General features: G+C 70.0%; 20 protein-coding genes and 2 pseudogenes. 9 read left to right on the plus strand and 13 right to left on the minus strand.

The genetic code is table 11. The features are described 5' to 3' along the window. Positions 1–60: 60 nt before the first annotated feature. The 3 genes from ACIA8D_RS30115 to ACIA8D_RS30125 are packed head-to-tail and all read right to left on the minus strand — an operon-like array spanning position 61 to position 3,696. Positions 61–846, minus strand: coding sequence for an SAM-dependent methyltransferase (locus tag ACIA8D_RS30115; RefSeq protein ID WP_399237212.1), 786 nt, complete (start codon positions 844–846; stop codon positions 61–63). Positions 847–891: 45 nt separating this feature from the next. Continuing rightward, a complete protein-coding gene (locus ACIA8D_RS30120; RefSeq protein WP_399237214.1) occupies positions 892–2,457 on the minus strand; it encodes a purine-cytosine permease family protein in 1,566 nt (521 codons plus the stop codon). Between the two features lie 30 nt (positions 2,458–2,487). Then, entirely contained in the window at positions 2,488–3,696 is a 1,209-nt protein-coding gene (locus ACIA8D_RS30125) for an ROK family protein (protein ID WP_399237216.1), read from the minus strand. A 166-nt stretch (positions 3,697–3,862) separates the two neighbouring features. On the opposite strand from ACIA8D_RS30125, the gene ACIA8D_RS30130 reads away from it, so the two are divergent. From ACIA8D_RS30130 to ACIA8D_RS30145, 4 genes and pseudogenes are all read left to right on the plus strand, one after another. Then, the gene (locus ACIA8D_RS30130; RefSeq protein ID WP_399237218.1) at positions 3,863–4,807 is read left to right on the plus strand and encodes a carbohydrate ABC transporter permease; all 945 of its coding nucleotides are present in this window, start codon (positions 3,863–3,865) and stop codon (positions 4,805–4,807) included. Positions 4,808–4,837: 30 nt separating this feature from the next. Further along, positions 4,838–4,984, plus strand: a pseudogene (locus ACIA8D_RS30135) (sugar ABC transporter substrate-binding protein); the annotation flags it as partial. Between the two features lie 32 nt (positions 4,985–5,016). Then, the gene (locus tag ACIA8D_RS30140; RefSeq protein ID WP_399237220.1) at positions 5,017–6,219 is read left to right on the plus strand and encodes a Gfo/Idh/MocA family protein; all 1,203 of its coding nucleotides are present in this window, start codon (positions 5,017–5,019) and stop codon (positions 6,217–6,219) included. A 126-nt stretch (positions 6,220–6,345) separates the two neighbouring features. Further along, complete coding sequence (locus tag ACIA8D_RS30145; protein ID WP_399237222.1) at positions 6,346–6,543, plus strand: hypothetical protein; 198 nt, start codon at positions 6,346–6,348, stop codon at positions 6,541–6,543. Positions 6,544–6,561: 18 nt separating this feature from the next. Here ACIA8D_RS30145 and ACIA8D_RS30150 read toward each other — a convergent pair whose 3' ends face one another. Together ACIA8D_RS30150 and ACIA8D_RS30155 are read right to left on the minus strand one after the other, a co-directional pair. After that, positions 6,562–6,714 (minus strand): hypothetical protein, encoded by a 153-nt coding sequence (locus tag ACIA8D_RS30150; RefSeq protein WP_399237223.1) that lies wholly within the window; start codon positions 6,712–6,714, stop codon positions 6,562–6,564. Positions 6,715–6,858: 144 nt separating this feature from the next. Beyond that, positions 6,859–7,968, minus strand: a complete 1,110-nt coding sequence (locus ACIA8D_RS30155) for a twin-arginine translocation signal domain-containing protein (RefSeq protein WP_399237224.1) — start codon at positions 7,966–7,968, stop codon at positions 6,859–6,861. Positions 7,969–8,301: 333 nt separating this feature from the next. Here ACIA8D_RS30155 and ACIA8D_RS30160 point away from each other — a divergent pair, with 333 nt between their 5' ends. The 4 genes from ACIA8D_RS30160 to ACIA8D_RS30175 all read left to right on the plus strand — a co-directional run bounded on the left by ACIA8D_RS30160 (position 8,302) and on the right by ACIA8D_RS30175 (position 12,186). Then, positions 8,302–8,718 carry a hypothetical protein gene (locus ACIA8D_RS30160; RefSeq protein ID WP_399237226.1) on the plus strand — a complete coding sequence of 139 codons (417 nt, stop codon included), beginning with the start codon at positions 8,302–8,304 and terminating at the stop codon, positions 8,716–8,718. A 148-nt stretch (positions 8,719–8,866) separates the two neighbouring features. Beyond that, the gene (locus ACIA8D_RS30165; RefSeq protein ID WP_399237228.1) at positions 8,867–9,970 is read left to right on the plus strand and encodes a DUF4037 domain-containing protein; all 1,104 of its coding nucleotides are present in this window, start codon (positions 8,867–8,869) and stop codon (positions 9,968–9,970) included. Between the two features lie 103 nt (positions 9,971–10,073). Then, positions 10,074–10,535 carry a hypothetical protein gene (locus ACIA8D_RS30170; RefSeq protein WP_399237230.1) on the plus strand — a complete coding sequence of 154 codons (462 nt, stop codon included), beginning with the start codon at positions 10,074–10,076 and terminating at the stop codon, positions 10,533–10,535. A gap of 190 nt (positions 10,536–10,725) precedes the next feature. Then, positions 10,726–12,186: an MFS transporter gene (locus ACIA8D_RS30175; RefSeq protein WP_399237232.1), complete on the plus strand. Its 1,461-nt coding sequence runs from the start codon at positions 10,726–10,728 to the stop codon at positions 12,184–12,186. A gap of 22 nt (positions 12,187–12,208) precedes the next feature. On the opposite strand, the gene ACIA8D_RS30180 is transcribed toward ACIA8D_RS30175, so the two are convergent. Next, positions 12,209–12,523, minus strand: coding sequence for a hypothetical protein (locus tag ACIA8D_RS30180; protein WP_399237234.1), 315 nt, complete (start codon positions 12,521–12,523; stop codon positions 12,209–12,211). A 311-nt stretch (positions 12,524–12,834) separates the two neighbouring features. On the opposite strand from ACIA8D_RS30180, the gene ACIA8D_RS30185 reads away from it, so the two are divergent. Next, positions 12,835–13,941 carry a DUF2993 domain-containing protein gene (locus tag ACIA8D_RS30185; protein ID WP_399237236.1) on the plus strand — a complete coding sequence of 369 codons (1,107 nt, stop codon included), beginning with the start codon at positions 12,835–12,837 and terminating at the stop codon, positions 13,939–13,941. A gap of 153 nt (positions 13,942–14,094) precedes the next feature. Here the strand turns inward: ACIA8D_RS30185 and ACIA8D_RS30190 are convergent, their stop codons facing one another. From ACIA8D_RS30190 to ACIA8D_RS30220, 7 genes and pseudogenes are all read right to left on the minus strand, one after another. After that, positions 14,095–14,241 (minus strand): hypothetical protein, encoded by a 147-nt coding sequence (locus ACIA8D_RS30190; protein WP_399237238.1) that lies wholly within the window; start codon positions 14,239–14,241, stop codon positions 14,095–14,097. 391 nt (positions 14,242–14,632) lie between these two features. Then, entirely contained in the window at positions 14,633–15,379 is a 747-nt protein-coding gene (locus ACIA8D_RS30195; protein ID WP_399237240.1) for a TatD family hydrolase, read from the minus strand. Beyond that, positions 15,376–16,716, minus strand: coding sequence for a Qat anti-phage system QueC-like protein QatC (qatC, locus tag ACIA8D_RS30200; RefSeq protein ID WP_399237242.1), 1,341 nt, complete (start codon positions 16,714–16,716; stop codon positions 15,376–15,378). The genes ACIA8D_RS30195 and qatC overlap by 4 nt, the downstream gene beginning before the upstream one ends. Then, the gene (locus tag ACIA8D_RS30205; RefSeq protein ID WP_399237244.1) at positions 16,713–17,426 is read right to left on the minus strand and encodes a hypothetical protein; all 714 of its coding nucleotides are present in this window, start codon (positions 17,424–17,426) and stop codon (positions 16,713–16,715) included. The genes qatC and ACIA8D_RS30205 overlap by 4 nt, the downstream gene beginning before the upstream one ends. Then, positions 17,427–18,443, minus strand: coding sequence for a hypothetical protein (locus tag ACIA8D_RS30210; protein WP_399237271.1), 1,017 nt, complete (start codon positions 18,441–18,443; stop codon positions 17,427–17,429). A gap of 121 nt (positions 18,444–18,564) precedes the next feature. After that, positions 18,565–19,416 (minus strand): annotated as a pseudogene (locus ACIA8D_RS30215) (P-loop NTPase fold protein); the annotation flags it as partial. A gap of 183 nt (positions 19,417–19,599) precedes the next feature. Beyond that, positions 19,600–20,568, minus strand: a complete 969-nt coding sequence (locus ACIA8D_RS30220) for a TniB family NTP-binding protein (RefSeq protein WP_399237269.1) — start codon at positions 20,566–20,568, stop codon at positions 19,600–19,602. Between the last annotated feature and the right edge of the window lie 30 nt (positions 20,569–20,598).

Genomic DNA, 20,598 nt, shown 5'->3' on the forward strand with positions numbered 1-20,598 from the left:
GCCTCTTCCGCTTGCGGGTACCGGCCTTGTCGTGGCCATCCTGTCAGGGCACCACGCGGATCACGGTACGCGGGCGACGCCCACGTAGAAGCCGCTCGGCTCCTCGGCGGGAGCGGGCCCCGACCGGTACCAGCGGGTCGCCGTCACCAGTCCGGGTGCCACCAGCTCCAGCCCCTGGAAGAACGGCTCGACCTCGGCCCGCGTACGCATCCGCAGCGGGATCTCGCCCTTGCGGTAGGTGTCGGTCACCGACTTCGCCAGATGCGGGTGCTCATCGGTGGTGCCGTGCGAGAGGACCAGATGGCTGCCGGAGGGCAGGGCGTCGACGAGCGTCCTGGTCAGGCCGTACGGGTCCTCGTCGTCGCCGATGAAGTGCAGCAGCGCGATCATCGACAGGGCCACGGGCCGCGAGAAGTCCAGGAACGTGCGGGCGTGGTCGAGGATGAGCGCGGGGCGGCGGACATCCGCCTCGATGTAGTCGGTGGCGCCCGCCGGGTGGCTCACCAGTAGTGCCCGTGCGTGCCGCAGCACGATCGGATCGTTGTCGGCGTACGCGACCCGCGCGGACGGCAGGATGCCCTGCACGATCTGGTGGAGGTTGGGCTCGGTCGGGATGCCCGTGCCGATGTCGAGGTACTGGTCGACGCCGGTCCCGGCGAGCCACGCGGCGGCGCGGTGCATGAAGGCGCGATTGCGCAGGGCGTTGTGGCGCGCCTCGGGTGGCAGCCGCTCGACCACTACCCGGTCGACCGGGTGGTGGTCCCTGCCGCCCAGCAGACAGTCGTAGACGCGGGCCGGGTGGGGCCTGCTCGTGTCGATGCGGTCCTCGCGGGCCCCTGCCGTCATGCCGCGAGTATGGCATCGGGCGCGGCCGTACGAGGTGACGTCACCTCAACTCACGTGCGTCTGCGACGGGTTGGCCCCGGCCGGAGCCTCACCCGTGATGGTCGGCACCTCCGCCTGCGAGGCGCGCACCAGCCGCGGACCGTCCGGCCCGTACACCGCTCGCGGCTCCGGGAGGACCAGCAGCAGCGCCACGTACACGACGGCCGCGAGGGCGAGGCCGACCGGGAGGGAGATGTCCGTGCCGCCCGCGAGCCGGCCGAGCGGGCCGACGAACTGGCCCGGCAGATTCGTGAACAGCAGCGCCAGGCAGGCCGAGACCAGCCACGCCGACAGTCCGCGCCAGTTCCAGCCGTGCGTGAACCAGTAACGCCCGCCGCGCTGGCGCCGGTTGAAGACCTGGAGCGCCTCCGGGTCGTACCAGCCGCGCCGGGTCACGTAGCCGAGGGCCATGACGACCATCCACGGCGCGGTGCACGTGATGATGAGCGTGGCGAACGTGGAGATCGACTGCGCGAGGTTGAGGACGAACCGGCCGACGAAGATGAACGCGATCGCCAGCGAACCGATGAAGACGGTCGCCTGCACCCGGCTGAAGCGCGGGAACACCGACGAGAAGTCGAGGCCGGTGCCGTACAGCGCGGTCGTGCCCGTCGCCATGCCGCCGATCAGCGCGATCAGGCACAGCGGCAGGAAGTACCAGCCGGGGGAGATGGCGAGCAGCCCGCCCACGTAGTTCGGGGCCGCCGCGTCCAGGTACGTCTCCGCCTTCGCGGCGATCACCGACGCCGTGCAGAGCCCGAACAGGAACGGCAGCAGCGTCGCGATCTGCGAGAGGAACGCCGCGCCCATGACCCGCCCGCGCGGTGTGGCCGCCGGAATGTAGCGCGACCAGTCGCCGAGGAACGCGCCGAAGGACACCGGGTTGGAGAGCACGATCAGCGCCGAGCCGATGAACGACGGCCAGAACATCGGCGTCGACGTGGAGGCGAACGCGCCGGTGTAGCCGGGGTCGAAGTCCCCTGCGAAGGCGAACACACCGAGCACGAACAGCGCCGACGCGGCGAGGACCGCGATCTTGTTCACGAACAGCATGAACCGGAAGCCGTACACGCACACCGTCAGGACGAGCCCCGCGAACACCGCGTAGGCGACCCCGTACGAGACGTCCGACTCGGGCAGGCCCGCCAGCCGGTGCGCCGCGCCGATCAGCGCGTCGCCCGACGACCACACGGAGATCGAGAAGAACGCGATCGCCGTGAGCAGCGACAGGAACGAGCCCACGACGCGGCCGTGCACGCCCAGATGCGCGGACGAGGAGACCGCGTTGTTCGTGCCGTTGGCCGGGCCGAAGACCGACATCGGCGCCAGCAGCAGCGCGCCCGCCACCAGGCCCAGGAGCGTCGCGGCGAGCCCCTGCCAAAAGGACAGGCCGAACAGGATCGGGAACGCGCCGAGCACACATGTGGCGAAGGTGTTGGCACCGCCGAAGGCGAGCCGGAACAGGTCGAGGGGGCCGGCGGTGCGGTCCGCGTCGGGAATCCGCTCGACACCATGGGTCTCAACCTCGGTGAGGCCGGGGGACGTCGGAGCCTCGGGTGCCGCGTCGGCCATGCGTAACCGCCTTTTGGATCTTGCCGGAATTCAACGGGGTGACGGTACCCGTGCCCCCGCGGCCACGGATCCGCCGGGTCCCGCATCGGCCGCCCCCAGCACCAGGACCTGAATCGCAAGCACGGCTCCGCCGCGTGCCCAGTCGTGGAAGTCGGAGACCTTCGTCTCCAGGTTGACCGGGTCGGCCCGCGGATGGCGGTTCGCGCGGATCGCCTCCTCGATCACGGGGGCGGCCACATCGACGAGGCCCACCCCCTCCCCGGCGAGCAGGATCTTCTGCGGCATCGCGAAGTTGGCGATCTGCGCGACGAGCGTGCCGAGCGCGCGGGCCGCCTCCTCGACCACCCGGGCCGCAAGCGGCTCGCCCTCGACGGCGCGCGCCAGGATCTCCTCGTAACCTGCGTCCTCGCCGCTCGCGGCCCGCACCTGGGAGCGGATGCCGGGGATCGTCAGGAGGGAGACGGCACTGCCCCGTCGTCCGTCGGCGGACAGCGGACCGGACGGATCGACGATCCAGGAGCGGCCCACCCCGAGCCCGTCCTCCGCGGTCTCCACCCGGCGGCCCCCGCTGACCAGGCCGTACCCGAGCCCCGCGCCGATCGTGAGCACGGCGAACCGGTCCAGGCCCCGGCCCGCCCCGAACCAGCGCTCGGCCTCGACGAGGGCGCTCACATCGTTGTCGACGACCGCCGGCAGCCCGGTGCGCTCGCGCACCAGACGCGCGAGCGGCACGTCCCGCCAGCCGAGGAACGCCGACTCGTCGACGACGGAACGGTCCTGGGCGCGGCCGCCGAGCCCGATCCCGATACCGCACAGCGAAGGGAACTCACCGGCGAACGCATCGGTCAACTCGCCGATGGCCGCGACGACATCGCCCGGCTCGCGGTTCGCGAGCGACACATCGCGGCAGGCCACGATGTCGCTCCTGAGCGTGGTGACGACACCGTGGGCGGTGTCCTCGGTGATCTTGAATCCGGCGAAGGTGCGGGACTCGGCGACGATGTCCAGGGGCCGGGACGGGCGGCCCTGGCGGGACGGTGCGCGCGCCGGGTCCTCCGGTGCCTCGATGAGCAGCCCCGCTTCGATCAGCGGCTTGGTCAGCCGGGTGAGACTGCCCGCGGACAGGTCGAGCCGACGCGCCAGTTCGCTGCGCGACAGCGGCCCCCGCGTGAGCACCTCGAGCGCCACGGCGCGCTCACCGGAACTCAGCGGTACCCAGGTGTCAGCCTCCGCGCTCATCGCCAACTCTTCTCCTCATTCCTTCTGTTGCGAAAGGAATACCGCCACCCTAAGTGGCGGCAGGCCCTTTCAGGTAGTTGTTGCACGCGTCTTGACGGTTCGAAAGTTCTGCCACAAAAGTAATCGAGCCGAGGACGAGGCCGAACCCCAGACGAGGGAGTGCCCGATGACCGTCGCCTCCAGCAGCCCGCCAAGACACCTTCCGCTCGCCGACAGCGCCCCGCGGGAGAAGAAACGCAAACGCCCCCTCAGCGACGGCGCCATCGCCGCACCCTTCGTCGCCCCGGCCATGCTCGGCTTCGCCGTCTTCCTGCTGTGGCCCACCCTGCGCGGGATCTGGCTGAGCTTCACCCGCTTCAACCTCCTCACCTCGCCCGAGTGGGTCGGACTCGCCAACTACCGGCGCATGCTCGCCGACCCCATCTTCTGGGACTCGCTGAAGGTCACCGTCGAGTACGTCGTCGTCAACATCGGCGTGCAGACGGTGTCGGCGCTCGCCATCGCCGTCCTGCTGCACCGGCTCACCCAGTCCTCCCTGCTGCGCGGCATCGTCCTCACGCCGTATCTGATGTCCAACGTCGTCGCCGGCATCGTCTGGCTCTGGATGCTCGACACCCAGCTCGGCATCGGCAACGAGATCATCGCCGCCGTCGGCCTCGACCGCATCCCGCTCCTGGCCGCCGAGACCTGGGCGATCCCCACCATCGCCCTCATCAGCGTGTGGTGGCACGTCGGCCACACTGCGCTGCTCCTCTTCGCGGGACTCCAGGCGATACCCCACGACATGTACGAGGCCGCCCGTGTCGACGGCGCGAGCGAGTGGCGGATGTTCACCCGCATCACCATGCCGCTGCTGCGGCCGGTCCTCGCGGTCGTCCTCATCATGACCGTGATCGGCTCCTTCCAGGTCTTCGACACCGTCGCCGTGACCACGGCCGGAGGCCCCGCCAACGCCACCAACGTGCTGCAGTTCTACATCTACGGCTCGGCGTTCGGCCGCTTCCAGTTCGGCTACGCCTCCGCGATGTCCGTGGCCCTCCTGGTCGTCCTCAGCGCGATCACCATCGTCCAGTACCGGATCACCCGGGCCGGACAGACCGACCTCGGCTGACGAGAGGAGCCCCCGCATGGCCACCACCACCGCACCTTCTCCTTCCCGATCGCCAACTACGCCGCCGACGTGTACGCCCTGATGCACCCGGCCATGCAGGACGTCTTCGGCAACGGGGCGCCCGCGAGCCGCCTCGACGAGACCAACGACCAGATCAACCTCCTGCTCGCACAGTGATCCCCGCAGCACGTACCGAAAGGCATGCGCACATGACGTTCACCCTCGGCATCGTCGGCGCCGGACAGTTCGCCGGCGGCTTCGCCAAGCTGTTCCTCGCCCACCCTGGCGTCGACGCCGTCCACGTCACCGACCTGCTGCCGGAACGGGCGGAGCAACTGGCCGCCAAGGAGAGCCTCGCCGGCACCTTCCCCTCGTACGAGGCGATGCTGGAGTCCCCCGACATCGACGCCGTGGCGATCTTCACGCAGCGCTGGACCCACGGCCCGCTCGTCCTGCAAGGCCTTGAAGCCGGCAAACACGTCTACTCGGCCGTCCCCATGGCGATCACGCGCGACGAGATCGCGGCGATCATCGACGCGGTCCGCCGCACCGGCCTCACCTACATGATGGGCGAGACCAGCGAGTACAACCCGGCCACCGTGCACGCCCGCAACCAGATCGCCGACGGCGCCTTCGGACGGCTCTTCTACGCGGAGGGCGACTACGTCCACGACATGGACCTCGGCTTCTACGAGGCCTACCAGTACAGCGGCGGCGAACGCTGGAAGGAGACCGCCAGCTACCCGCCGCTGCTCTACCCCACGCACGCGGTCGGCGGCGTGCTCGGAGCATGGCGGACCCACGCGGTCAGCGTCTCGGCGATCGGTGTGAAGGACGAGCGCGGCGACGGCGTCTTCGACACCGAGGTCAGCCAGTTCGGCAACGACATCTCCAACGCCACCGCACTCTTCGAGGTCGCCGGCGGCGGCTCGTTCCGTACGAACGAGTTCCGGCGGGTCGGCTACCCCTCGCACATCAGGGAGTCACGCTTCCGGTTCTTCGGCACCGACGCCAGTATGGAGCAGCTCGCCACGGTCAGCTTCTGGCAGGACAAGAAGGGCGTGCAGGACATCACCGAACTCCTCGAACCCAAGCCGTCGCTCAGCCCGGACGACCCGTCGCTCGAGAAGATCGCGCCCGCCCTGCGCGCCGCGTTCACCTCGGGCTCGGCCCCCGTCCACGACCGCTCCCGGCTGCCCCGCGTCTACGACGACATGCCCAACGGTCACGAGGGCAGCCACCACTTCCTGGTGGACGACTTCGTGACCGCGGTCAACACCCGCACGCTGCCCTCGGTGAACGCGTGGGTGGCCGCGCGCTACACCCTGCCGGGCATCGTGGCCCACGACTCGGCGCGCAAGGGCGGAAAGCGCCTGGAGATCCCGGACTTCGGGGACGCGCCCGAAGCCTGAGGCCGCGGCGGTCAGCCGCGCCCGAGGACGCAGAAGTCGAGCCCCTCGGGGTCGGTGAGACACGTCCACGGCACAGGCCATTTCCTGGTCGAGGGCGCGCCCACAACCTCCGTTCCGGACCACCTCATGAAGAAGGAGCTGATCCTGCACGGCATGGCGTGGGGGCGCGTGCCGCGGTTCACGATCGAGGCCGAGCTGCGCAACGGAAGCCTGCTCTCCATCGCCGACCAGCTGTGGGACTTCCTGGCCCGCCATGCGCCCGTCCTGAAGCCGACGCTGGGCCGTGTACCCAAAGTCAAGAAGGCGCCGGAACACGGCAGCTGACGGAGCGACGGCGAGCCGTCACCTCCACCGCAGCCGGTTGCCCGTCGTGTTGCGGGCGAGGAACAGGGTGAGATAAGCCTGGCCGGCCATGGCGCCGATGCGGTGCTCGCGGCCGTAGTAGGTGTTCTCCGCGTTCGCGCCGTAGGTGCGCCCGTCCGTGAAGCGGGACATCAGGGCCAACTGGTCCTGGTCGTGCAGGCGTTCCCACTTGGCGGCGGCGGGGTCGATGCCGGTGTCCTGGCCGGTGAGGGAGACGAGCAGGTCGAAGTTGCCGAAGTAGAAGGGGAAGTGGGTGCCCCAGTCGTTGCCCTCCGGCTAGTAGATCTCCGGCGAGTTCGCGCGGTAGATGGTGCTGGTGCCGCCGTCGGGCAGTGGGAACGGCTTGTCGACCAGCGCCGCGTACGTGCGGTCGATGTTGTGCAGCGCGGCGCGCGGGGCGGCCCGGCCGGCGAGGCCGAACACGAAGCCCTGGTAGAGGCTCTGGTCGAAGGCGACCATGTACAGCGGGTGCAGACGGGAGTGGTTCTGCAGCGTGCCGTCGTCGGCGATGTTCGTGCCCCGAAGCCAGCTCGACAGCCGGATCCCGTTGATCGTCTCGTCGCCTGCGAGGTCCGCGGGACAGGCCGCGGCGGCCAGCAGCAGTTCGACGTTGCGGCGGGTCCAGCGGGTGCGGTGGGGGTGGCCGGGCAGCATCACGGCGGCGAGGGACAGCGCGGCGGCGCTCCAGTTGTTCTCCTCGGCCTTGCTGTCGCCGGGGGAGACGACGGTGCCGTCCGTGCGGGTCATATAGAGCTGGTGGCCGCTCGTGCCGACGAGGTAGAGGTCGTTTCCCGTGGTCAGCCGGTCGGCCTCCCAGACCAGCATCGCCGCTACCTGGCCGCGCTCGGTGGCGTCGAGCGCGTCCCACATCAGCCACCCCGCGAGCGCCGCGTAGTACGCCCACAGCGCGGTCTGCCAGTCACCTCCCCAACGCGTCGCCGTGTCCGGATTGTTGGCCCGGTGCCGGGCGGCGAGCGTACGGATCAGGTTCCGGGTCCGGACGGTGGCGTTGGCGGCGGACAGCGTCCGCTCGTCGTAGGTGCGGGTGGTCAGCGCGGTGGCGGCGGCCACGGCGGCCATCGCGGGCAGCCGCACCGCCCGCTCGTCGGTGCCCTTCAGGTCGATGTACCCGTCGGGGAGATAGCGCGTGTACGTCGCCGCGTACCAGGGGCCGATGAGGTAACGGGAGCTCCCGGCGAGGATCGTCTTGACCCGCTTCCCGGCGGCGTCCGCGCCGGGGTAGGAACCCAGGCGTCTCCAGTCGATGGGACTGACATCGTTGTCTGCGGCTGTGGCGGGACCAGGCGCCGCGAAGGCCGCGGCGGCCCCGATCGCTCCGGCGGCGCCCAGAAATCCGCGGCGGGACAGCGGTGCAAAGGACGGCATTCGGACACTCCTGTCTCGGACGACTCAGGACGGGTCTCGAGCCCGGCCGATCCTGGCAGCGCCACGGGGACGGCACAAGGGTCTACACCACTCGTGCACTGCGCGCCCCGGCCCCACCGACCGGTCACCGCCTGGTCGTGGCCAACCGGAACGCGAAGGTCCCGTACATCCCGATACGCGCGAAAACGCACCGGCGCGGGCATCATGGGGCGGGTGTGCCGGGGGAGCTGCGCAGGGCCGGTCTTCGGCATGCGTGGAGTGACGGGGAGGGGGTAGGTGCGCCGCCAGGGCGCTGCGTGCGGAAATGGCGCCTCGTCGGCTGAAGGGACGGTTATGGGGCAGGCTCGGGTGCGGTTCCCTGTGCGCTGGGAGGGCGGAGGTGTCCTGGTCGTACAGGTCGTGGGCCGGTTCGATGCCGATGCCGCGACGGAGTTGGCTGCCCTGATGGGGCGCCTGGACGCCACGGGCCAGTCCGGCCTGGTGGTGGACTTCAAGGACGCCGAACACTGCGGCGCCGACGGGGCACGGCCGTTCGTCGAGGCGGGCCTGGCCATGGCGGCGGGCGGCGGTGCACTGGCCGTCGTCGCGGACACCGCCGAGCAGTCCGTGCTGCGCGAGGCCGGGGCGGGCGAGCTGCCCCTGGGGGTGCACGACGATGTCGCCGCCGCCCTCGAAGAGGTCGCGCGCTGGTCGCCCGACACCCTGGGCGACCGGGACGCGGACGCGGGATCGGGCTCCGCGCTGCGATAACCCCGATCACCCTGGCAGCCCCGGTCGCCCTGGCCGTCCCGATAGCCCCGGCGACCCCGATCACCCTGGCAACCTCGGTACCCCGGCGCCCCCCCCGGACCGTGCCGACCGGGCATCGGCCGTCACGACCGTGCAGCACAGTGGTCCCATGACGCACTCCGACACCCGGTTCATCCCCGGCATCGAACTGTCCAGGGCCCTGTACGAAGAGGCGGTGCGCCCGATCCTGCGGGAGACGTTCCCGGGACTGCGCCACGCGGCCGCCCGCATCGGCAGCGGCTCCGAGGCACTGGGCTTCGACACACCACGCTCCGCGGACCACGAGTGGGGACCGCGCCTGAACCTGTTCCTCTCACCCGAGGACCGGGCGGAGCACGGTGCCCACATCCACGACGTCCTCGCCCAGCGACTGCCCAAGCACGTACGCGGCTGGCCCACGCACTTCCAGGAGAGCGAGGACCCGCTGGACCCGGTCGGCCGCATGCGGGCCACCGAAGGACCGGTCAACCACCGCGTCGACGTGCACACGGTGGACGACTGGGCTGCCGAGCACTTCGGGCTGGATTCCGCCGCCGCGGAACCGGACGTGGACGACTGGCTGGCGATGCCCCAGCAACGCCTCCTGGAGACCACCGCAGGCACCGTCTTCCACGACGAGCCCGGCACCCTCACCGCCCTGCGACACACTCTGGCCTGGTACCCGGACCAGGTGTGGCGCTACCTGCTCGCGTGCCAATGGCAGCGCATCTCCCAGGAGGAGGCGTTCGTGGGACGCTGCGCCGAGAGCGGCGACGACATCGGATCGGCCGTGGTCGCGGGCCGCCTCGTGCGCGACCTGATGCGCCTGTGCCTGCTCCTGGACCGGCGCTATGCCCCGTACGGCAAGTGGCTCGGCAGCGCCTTCGGCCGGCTGCCGACGGCGGAGGTACTCGGCCCGTCGCTGCGCGGCGCGCTCACGGCTCCCGACTACGCCACCCGGGAAGGGCACTTGTGCGACGCCTACGAGGTGGTGGCCACGGTGCAGAACGCGACAGGACTGGCCACCCCGCAGGACCCGACCCGACGCCCGTACCACTCCCGCCCCTTCCTGGTGCTGCACGCCGAACGCTTCGCCCAGGCACTGGCCGGCACCCTCACACACCCGTCCCTTCGCGGACGGCCCCTGGTGGGAGGCGTGGACCAGTGGGCGGACAGCACCGACCTGCTGCACCGGCCCCGGGCCGTACGCGCCGCGGGGCAAGCGCTCCGCTGAACACCCGGGTGGCCGGAGCCCGCACAGGAGCGGCGTGATCTGGCCCTGTGCGAGCCCCGGGCGGCCGGGCACGATGGTCCGGTGGTCGTACGGGAGGGCCGTCGTGGGCACGAGGGTGCGTGACGTGGTGCGGGACGTGGTCGCCGAGGTGGCGCCGGACGAGGTCCTGCTGCTGGACAAACTGGCGAACCTGGACGAAGGCCGGTTGACCCGCCTGTTCTCGCGGAGCGTCGAGGACACGCAACCGCTCGAATGCGGCCATGTCGACGTCACCGCGCCGGTCACCCCGGTGCTGTGGCTGGCGCTGGACGAGGCGGCCCGCAGCACCACCTGCCCGACCGACGACTGCCGCCCCGCCCGCCGCAGGCCACTTCTGCACCAGCTGTTCCGCCGTTCGCCCCAGCCCCCTCCCGAGCTCCGCTGTCTCTCCGCGGCCCAACTCGACGCCGTACGCCACCTGGTACGCGCCCACGCGCACGCGGCGCGGCTCGGGGAGGACGCCGCGCGGGCCCTCGCGGACTCGGTGGTCTCGCGGCTGATGCTGGAGCTGACGGACGCGGGCTGAGCCCGCGCCCCGGGTGCCCCGAGGGGGATTCGCCCTCAAGTGCCCCGCTCCGCCGGGCGGGTTGGCGACCGCCGCGGGGAGATCCGGTGAAGCCCAGGAATGCCCCCGCGGCTTCCGGGCACGTGCGTCCTACACATAAATGGGTGGCCGGGCCGACCCGGCGACCGCACAGGGAAGGACCCACGCCGTCTTGTCGTCCCCAGCCGCGCACACAGCCGAGAAGTTCCCCCGCCCCAAAGGCGGCAGCCGTGACCCCCGCCGCTTCCTGTGGCGGCTGACCGCGGCCACCGGCGGCGGCATGTTCATCGACGGGTTCGTGTTCGCCTCCGTCGCCTCCGCGCTCGCCGGCAGCGCGATGTCCCGCGAGATCGGCGTCACCCTCACCTGGGCCACGCTGATCTCGTCGTCGACCCTCGTCGGCACCTTCTTCGGCGGCCTCTTCCTCGGCTATCTGACCGACCGGGTCGGCCGCCGCCCCATGTTCACGATCGACCTGTCGGTGTTCCTCGCCAGCGCAGTCCTCATGCTGTTCGTGACCGCCCCCTGGCAGGTGATGGTCCTCGGCCTGGTGATGGGCCTCGCGGTGGGCGCCGACTACTCGATCGGCTCCCCGCTGCTCGCGGAGTTCGCGCCACGCGCGCGCCGCGGCAACTATCTCGGCGTCCTCGAGATCCTGTGGAACGTGGGCTACGTGGTCGCGTACCTCATCGGCTACCTCATCAACAGCCTCTGGCCGTCCGCCTGGAACATCACGCTCGCCGCGAGCGCCGTGCCCGCGGTGATCTGCCTGATGCTGCGCCACGGACTGCCGGAATCCCCGCGCTGGCTGATGTCGAAGGGCCGCCGCGAGGAGGCACTGGAGGTCCTGAACGAGTCCTTCGGCGCGCAGCGAGCACCCGCCGCGGAGACCGCGCAGTCCCATGGGCCGGACGCTCACGAGCTCGACGCCGACACGGCCGACATCCACGCCGAACAGGCCGAGGACACCCGTTATTCGATGCTCTTCTCCCGGGACTACATCCTGCGCACCGTCTTCGTGTGCACGTTCTGGATCTGCATCGTGCTGCCGTACTTCGCCCTGACCTTCTTCCAGCCGACCGTCCTCACCGCGATCGGCATGGGCAAGTCGGCCCTTGCCGGGGCGCTGCTCGGGACGATCATCGCGCTCGTCGGGGCCGTCACCGGCTGGTACCTGGTCGACAAGGTGGGCCGCCGCAATATCCTGATCTGGCCGATGTTCGGCTGTGCGCTCGCCCTCTTCCTGGTCGCCCTCGGCCACCGGCTGCCGCTGTGGGCGGGCACCGCCTGCTTCTTCGGCTACCTCTTCTCGTACGGGATCATGAGCATCCTGCCGGGCGTCTACCCCGAAGAGGTCTTCCCCACCGCGATCCGCACCTCGGGCGTGGGCCTCGCTTCCGCCGCGAGCAGGATCGGCGCGGCCATCGGCACCTTCCTCCTGCCCCTCGGCCTGGAACACCTCGGCCTGGGCTGGTGCATGGCCACCATGGGTGTGGTCTCCCTCATCGGGGGTGTGACCGCGTACGCCTGGGCGCCGGAGACGAACGGCCGCCTGCTCACGGACACGGGGCACCGCGCGCAGCGGGGCCGCCGCCTCGTCGCGCCCGCGCCGGCGGCGGAGGCCCGTGTGTGACGCGTGACGTGTGCTGGAGGCGTCAGGCCTGGGTGAGCGTGTAGGACAGCTGGTAGTTGGCGCCGTCCTTGGTGAAGTTCAGGATGCCGCTGCCCTCCTCGGACAGCGTGTGCGAGCCGAGGAGGTCGTCGCCGTCGCCCGGGAGACCATCGGCTTCGTGGAGCGTGATGGTGACCTCGCCGTCGAAGGCGTGGTACTCGTCGATGGCGTACTTCTGGCCCCCGCTCATGCTCGGGAGCAGGATGTTCTGGCCGTTCACGGCGAGCTTGGGGTCGTCGTGACGGAGCCAGTCCTCGGTCTCGACGCACTTGAGTGTCTTCAGATGGAGATTGGCCATGGCGCGGTTCCCCGTTCCGGCGATCGATCGGTGCTGTGTCGGCTGGTCGGCCGTCCCTCGCAGGTAAGCACCGTGCACTGAGGGCATTCCCGTCGAACGCGGGGTCGATACGCAATCTTCACCGCTGGGGCACGGGTCTCCAAGCCGGCGTGCATGTGGTGGTGGCCGCCGTGACCGATGTGGCTAACGGGCCCTCCGTTCAGGGAAGTTGATGTACGTCGACGTACGGCGGGCATGCACATCTGCGCAGGTCCCACGGGGGTGGACGCCGGGACTTGGGCTGGGGCGGGGTCCTGTGTTCGTATGAGGCGGTGATTGAGAACGGCCCTTCCGAAGACTCCACGGCCCGGATCCCGGGCACCCGTACGGCACCCGGCGCCAAGGACGGGGACGACGAGCCCCAAGGCGCCCCGTCGCCCGAGCACGCGCCGGCCCCGGACGCACCCTTGGACCGCAAGGCGCGCAGGGCTCGTCGGCGTGAGGCGCGCAGGGTGCTCCGCTCTCCCGCGCGCACGACGGGGAAGGTGGTCATCACCCTGGTCGTCGTGCTCGGCTTCCTCGCGCTGGGCGATCGCTGGGCGGTGCTCTTCGCGGAGAACATGGCGGCGAAGAAGGTGCAGGAGGCGCTGAAGCTGCACGCGGAGCCCGAGGTGCACATCGACAGCTTCCCCTTCCTGGGGCAGGCCCTCATGGGCGACATCGACCACGTGGAGGTCAACGTGCCCCACGTGCCCGCGGGGCCGGTGTCGATCGCGCAGGTGAAGGGTTCCGTCGACGACATCCGGATCCTGGGCAGCGTCCCGACCTCCGTCAAGGGTGCGGTGCTGAGTAAGGTACGGGGCGATGTGTTGCTGTCCTTCGACGACCTGAACCGTGAAGTCGGTGCGTCGCAGGTGAAGTTGGCCCCCGGCAAGCAGCCGAACACAGTGGAGGCCCGGGGCGGCCTGCCGGTGGCCGGTAAGAAGGCAACGGTTCAGGGCCGGGCGCAGTTGGTGCGGACCGGGGAACGAGGTCTCTCGCTGTCCGTCGAGGACACCAAGGTGGTGGTTCCGGGCCTGCTCACCTACACGCCGGGCAAGGGCGGCGGCCTCCAGCTGGCCGGGCCCGCCATCGGCAAGATGGATGAGCGCGAGGCCGAACAGGCCACGGGACAGCGGCTCGCGCCCGGCAGGCTCGTGCGGGGCGGCGCGCTGGACGCGCTGGCCGACCATCCCGAGCTGCTCAAGCCCGCCGGCATCGACTCGTCGCTGATCGAGGGCCTGCAGAAGCTGCAGGAGCCGAAGGTGGCGCAGAAGATGGAGTTCTCGGCGCAGCTGCCCGAGGACCTGCCGGGGGACCTGCGGCTGCGCGACATCTCCGTCGCGGACGACGGCATCCGCGCCGAACTGTCCGGCAAGGACGTGCCGTTCGGAACCTGACGCACGCCCGCGTACGTCGACGTACACCGACGCACGTTGAACACGGTCGCCCGTGGCGCTGATTTCCTGCGCTGCGGGCGACTTTGTTTCGCCGGTACCGGTAGCGGTTGGTCTGTCGGCGGCGGCATCGGCATCCGCCGCGAACCACGGTGTTCAGCGTGCGGTCCAGTGGGGAGCGGTGCGGGCCCAGGCGTTGTCCCATTGGCTGAGGTTGTGGCGGTGGATCAGGCGGGTGGCGGCGCTGTGGGCCGCGAGGCCGGTGAGGGGAACGGAGAAGAAGGCGAGCAGGGCCCAGCCCATGGTGTGGTTGCGGACCTGTTCCGTGGTCAGGGGCGGATCGGTGAGGGCGCCGTCGGCGCCGGTCCAGACCCGGACCGTGGTGCCGGCCGACAGGGACGGCTCGACGTTGGCCTTCCCGGTTCGTGTCCGGCCGTGCTGGTCGGTGTAGCGGACGGGGACGGTGACGCTCAGAGGGGGGTTTGTTGGTGTACTGGATGACGACTGAACTGGAGTGTTGCTGATTGGGTGAGAGGTTGAATTGGCTGTTTGAGTGGGGAGTTCAGAGTGTTTGAGCTGGGGTTATGGGTTCTGCGTGGAGGGGTTTCTGGTTTGTTGTAGGCGGTGGTAGGGCGTAAAGGGTAGATGTGTATTTGTGCTGGTCAGGGCGGTGTCGAGGAGCGGATGCAGGCTTTCAGGGCGTGGTCGGCGGTGAGAGGAAGACCGTCTGGTTGGCGTTGAGCTGGTTCCGTGCGCCGTATTTGTCCGTGGACCACAATGCGGCCAGTCGTGGTAGGAGGTCGGGGAGGTCGGATGGGCGGCTCGGTTTGCTGTTGTGGCGGGTGAAGGGGCCGTCGGTTTCCAGGAGTACGCGATCGGGCGGGATCTCCTGCAACAGTCGTTGGGCTCGTGTGGAGACGATCATGGCGGGGTTGACCGAGAACCACAGGCCAGCGTTCACGGCTTGGTCCAGCAGTCCCAGCGGTCCGGTGTACCAGTGCAGGATCGCGCGTGAGGCACCGGCCTGTGCCAGCCGCTCGATGGTCTCGAGTTCGGCGCCGCGGCTGTGGATTGTCAGGGGGAGTGCGGTTGTACGCGGGTCGGACAGGATCGCTTCGAAGATGCGGAGTTGGGCGCGTCGGGATGCCCGGCCGACGGGGGAGAAATCCAGGCCGATCTCGCCGATCCAGGGTGCGTCGGGCAGGAGGCGCAGGAACCGGGCGAGGTCAGAGGGGGCGAACGAGGCGGCGTGTAGGGGGTGCATGCCGAGGGCGGATACGACGCCGGGGCGGCGGCCGAGGCGTGTGCGCAGCATCCGGTACTGGCCTGGGTCTTCGGACACGGCGACGATGGCGACACCGGCCTCGGCGGCCTCGGCCATCACATCGGTCGGCCGGTCGTAGCCGGTCAGGTGGCAGTGCGTGTCCCAGAGGGCGCTCACGCGGTCCTCTCCAACTGCTCGGTGAGGGCCCCGGTCGCCCCGGTGGTGAGCCATGACCGTACTTCCGTGCTGCCGCGTCGCCATACGTCCAGGAACGCTCGCCGTTCCCCGGCGGGCAGCGGCCCGTTGCGCAGGACGTCCCGGTCCGGGCGTCCTGGCCGGGTGCCGATGACGACGGCGCGCAGGTCGGCGCTGCGATCGGAATCCGTATCGAGCAGGGCGGGATCGCTCAGCGCGTCCCATGAATAGTCGTCCGCGCTGTCCCATCCGGTACGGGCCATGGATGCCCTGCGGATGAGGCAGGGGAAGCAGTAGCCGCAGTTGCCCTGTGGGCGGCGGGCGTAGCGGGCGACTTCCGGGTGGGAGCAGGAGACGCTCAGGCGGGACAGATCGCGCAGCAGTTCCGGGTTGCGGCTGGACTCCAGCATCTCGCCCTTGGTCATGAGCCGGTAGGGGTTGACCAGCGGGTTGTTGATGCCGACGGCCCGGGCGGTTTGTTGGAGCAGCGACAGGAAGTGGGGGTGGGTGGTGCGGGTGCTGAAGCTTCCCGAACGTGCTGGGGTGAGTGGGACGTTGACCCCGATGTAGCCGTTTTCGGGTAGGTAGACCGGGACGGCGGGGCCAATGGACGATGCCAGGGCCAGCGCGGAGGTCAGGAAGAGCAGTGACCGCGAGCGGCTGGTGGTCTCACGCTCGGGAGGCAGCGGCTGATCCTGGGCGAGGTGGTGCGGAGCCGGCCTCAGGAACAGGGGCTGGCGCCGCACCCTGTGCCCGTAGTGCGCACGCAGTCGTTGGAACAGCCGGGCCTGTGCGTTGGGTGTCTGTCCGCCTTCGTAGTGGGACAGCAGCAGCAGGCGCCGTTCGGAGTCCCCCTCGAGGAGGTCGATGGCCCCGCACAGTGAATCCAGCCCGCCGGAGAACAGACATACGGCGTCCGCTTGCGGCGACTCGCGCTCCACCGGACTGTACGGCGCGTTCGTTCGCGTCCCGGAGCGGGGGCGGGTGCGGATGTCCCACCGGTCGCCGGTCAGGAAGACCAGTGTCCGCTCGGCGTCTTCGCTTGGCCAGGTATCGGGGGCGTGGACCGGCAGCCGGAGGCTGATGTCCCGGGTCCACGCGTCGACGGTCTCGCGCCGAGGGGTGACGCGGTCGGCGCAATAGGCGGCGATGCCCAGCAGCAGCAGGTCGGCCGCCGGCGACGGGGGAGCGACGTTGGAGAAGAAGGTGGCGTTCGCCTGCACGGTAGCCGCGGCGGAGCCGGGGGCGAAGTCCAGGAGCGTCTCCCCGGGCGTCGGGGCGTCGGCGGACGGCAGAAGGCGTACACGGAACACGCTCATGCCAGGCTCTCCAATGTGGCGTAGGCGACCTGCATGGCCTGGTCGGCGATGTCGCGGCCCTGCGGGCCGTTCCAGTCAACGGACAGGGGGTCGGACGGCAGGTTGATGACGACACAGTCCTCGATGACCTGACGCATCTGCCGGTCCGCGCGGAGCGCGGCTGCCGGGTCGGTGATGCGCCCGAGCCGTTCGGCGATCACTGGGATGCGGTTGTAGAGGTAGTTCGTCAGGAACAGGTGCAGCAACCGTTCGATGTCGTCGCGAGTTGCCCGGGCCTGCTGCAGTTCCTCCCATGTGTCGGCTTCGCCGAACAGTTCTTCCAGCACGTCACACATCGCGTCGCGGGCCGCTGCAGCGTCCAGGCCGCTGCCGTCACCGGACAGCGTGGTGACCAGCTCGTCGACGATTTCGAACCGGTCCCGGCCCACTAGGTCGCCGAGCGACGCCTCGCGCAGCGCCTCGCCCAGCCCGTTCGTGCCGATACCGGCGAGCAGACCACCGAGCCGTTGGACGCTGGTGCGGCCTGCTACGGCACCCGTGGCCGCGGCAGCTGCTCCGCCGAGGACCGGGACATGCCGGGCCAGCAGCAACTTGGCGGATCCGGAGCCTGTGCCTCCTTGCCCGGTGCCGCGGAAGTACGAGGTGGCGGCGTACTTGAGGTCAGTCCACGCGCCGCCGGTGCCGCTGGTGCGGTCGGTCGAGGTCCCCACCTACACCGACCGCCCTCTGCCAAAGGCGCGAAGCCTGGCGACGACGGGGCTGATGCCGTGGCCGCTGCTCTGCCAGCCGTCCAGAAGGGCCGCGACCTCCTGGCGGTCCCGGGGAAGCCTACGCACGGCGGACGACAGCTTCGCCCGAGGGATCCCGTCCAACGGAATACTGCTCAGCGTGTGGCACACCGCGGCCACCGTGTCCGGTACCCTCTCGGCGATCTCCACTGCGCTGTCCCATGCGCCGCTGTCCGGGTCGCGCAGTACACGTGCGAGCAACTGGTCCATCAGCAACGGCAGATTCTCGGCCTGCACTGTTTCGCCAACGGACTGAGCCGCGGGGCGTCGAGTGCCGACGACGTCGGACTGCAATCGGATCAGAAGATCCTGCAGCGCGGCCGGGAGGCGCGCAGCACCGGCGGTGACGGTCAGCTTCGCGCGTGCGTAGGTGAAGTACGGGCCCAGGTCGGTTCCACCCAGCGCAGGCTCCAGCCGTAGCCATCGGGCGATGTGCGGCTGGTCGGCCCAGGACACGACCTCCGGATCCGGAAGCTCGCTCTCCTCGGCCGACTCGGTCTCCTCCGCGCGGCCGCCAGCTCCACCCGAGTCCGAGGAAGCGCGCCGCCGCCCCCGTCCGGGCGCGGGCCGAGGGAAGGCCGCGGCGAGTGCGCGCTGCTCCGCCGCCGCCAGCTCGGCAACCGTGCCGCCCTCACCTCGCACCTGCCAATCGAACAAACGTTGGAAGTCGGTCAGGTGCAGCTCCTCCAGGACCATGAGCTTGGCCAGCACGGCCGCGTCCAGGTCTGTTCCTCGGCGCTGCGCGCTGCCCTGGCGCATGATCACCGAGTTCATGAAGCGCTTCAGCTGGCGCGGGTTGCCGCGCAGGGCGGTACCGAGGATCGGCGCGATGGAGCCAGCCCAACCCATGTCGGTGAACAGGGTCGACGGCATGCGCTCGCGGCCCAGACTGTCCACGGCCAGCCCTTGGTTGAGCGAGACCGCCAGGGCACTGCGCATCCGGCGCTGCACCATCGTTCAGGACAGTCGTGAACTCGTCATTCCCTAGGTGTAGTTGGGCGAGAAGGAGCTGCATGTAGGTCTCCGCCTCCGGGGCGGAGAGCGCGGGAATCGTGATTTTGACCTGCAGCATTTTTTCCAGGTACTCGGCGCCCAGACCGGTCGCGCCGGGCTGGTCCGTGCTGGGATAGAACCTGTCGATCGCCGCCTGGACCACTTGAGGGTGCGCGGCGATAACGTAAGCGCTCTTCTTTGTGTGAAGGAAGATCCGGATGCCTTCGAAGGTGTCGACAATCGTGCCTGGCAGGCAGCGGTCGAGGTCGTCGACGAGGACGACGACCGCCGTCACATCTTCCAGCGTCTCCACGAGCGCCTCGAAGCGGGACCGGAAAGATGCGACATCGGCCAGGACGTCGCCGTCGGTCGCCGGAGCGGCAGCTGCTGCGGACGTCGCCTGCTCCGCACGGTCGAGGGCCGCGTTTCCCATGACGGCTGTCTGCTGGGCGACGGCTTGGGCAAGGGGAGCCAGATCCGGTTGGTAATGGGTCGCGGCCAGTTGGGCGGCAGGCCCCACGCCCGAGAGGGCGGCTCGTCCGGCGAAGACCGCCGGACGCCGAAGCCGGTTGAGGCACCTTCGCAGGACCCCGATCTCCTGTGATGCCGGGACGTTGGACGCAGCCTCGTCCTGGAGCCGTTTCAGGACAGCGTCCATCAAGGCGATCTTGATGTCGTCATAGCCCTCGAACTGCCACGGGCTAAACGGCACCACCACGTAGTGCCCGCCGTCCACAGGCGGCTCCGCTTCGATGCGAGCCGCCACGATCTTGAGAAGGCTGCTCTTACCTGATCCCCATTCACCGAGCAGGCCCACCGTCAAAGGCAGCAGCCGAGGCCGCGTCAGCGCCACCATCAACTCGTCCACGAGGAAGTCGAAACCGAGGAGATCCACATCGGCTTCGTTGTCCGACCACATGCCGCGCTACCTCAACTTCCGACCGCTCCCGGCCCCGGGCACGCCACTGTGCCAGGGGCCCGAGTGAGACCCGTGCGTTGAGCATACGAGCCCCCACCGAGACTCCCTTCACGGAACGCGCATTTTCTCTCAAGGCGCGCGTACCCGACGGGGCGGGTCTGTTTGTGTTGGCGGCTGGTGGGGCTATTTGTGCTGGTGGGGGCGGCTGTGTTGCTCGGCGAGGTGGTCGAGGCGGATGGCGTCGAGTGATTGCTTGGTGATGCGTTCGGTGCCGTCGCAGATGGCGGTGATGGCGGCTTGGCGGATGAGTCGGGCGAGGGATCCGATGCGGCCGGCGGTGCGTTGGTGGAGGTAGGGGGCGTGGCGGTTCAGGGTGCCGGGTGTGTGGTGGGGGAGGTCGAGGGCGTTTTCGATGTCGGTGATGACCTCGCGGAAGGGGTGGCGGGTGCCGTGGCGGGCGGGGAGGGGGCCGCAGTCGACGAGGGTGGCGCGTCCGGCGAGTTGGGCGCCGCGCACCCCGCTGAACAGGGGGGTGTCGGTGACGTTGATGCCGGCGTAGACGAAGGTGGCGGGGAGGCGTTCGGTGAGGTCTTTGAGGAGGTCGGCGGTTTGGGCGCCGGTGGTGGTGCGGGGGTTGAGGCGGTGGATTTCGTCGATGAGGACGAGTTGGATGCCGGCGGTGGTGTAGGTGTGGCAGACGGCGTCGGTGATCTGGGTCTGGGTCATGCGGGTGGTGACGGGGATGCCGAGGTAGCGGGCGAATTCGGTGACGAGGGTTTTCGCGGTGGCGCCGGGCGGGACGAGGACGTAGGCGACGGGGACGGCTGTGTGGGCTGTTCCGGGTGGTGGCGGGTTTTTGCGGGTGTGGGCGAGGTGGCAGGTGCGGCCGACGTTCAGGAGGGCGGTTGTTTTTCCGGCGGCGGCGGGGCCGGTGACGATCAGTGAGGGCCGGGCGGTGGTCTGTTGGTGGCGGCCGAGGATCATCAGGGTGCGGATCTGGGTGGCGAGTTGGCTGATGGCGGGGGTGCGGATGGTGACGAACGCGGAGTGGTAGGCCAGGCGTTGTTCTGTTGTGCGGGGTGGGTCGCCGGGCTGGGGCGGTGTGGGCGGGGCGGTGGCGGCGAAGCGGTGCCAGCCCTGCCAGGTGGTCAGGGGCCAGGACGGCTCGCCCGCATAGCTGCC

Source organism: Streptomyces sp. NPDC051684 (genome assembly GCF_044453445.1).
Lineage (GTDB): Bacteria > Actinomycetota > Actinomycetes > Streptomycetales > Streptomycetaceae > Streptomyces.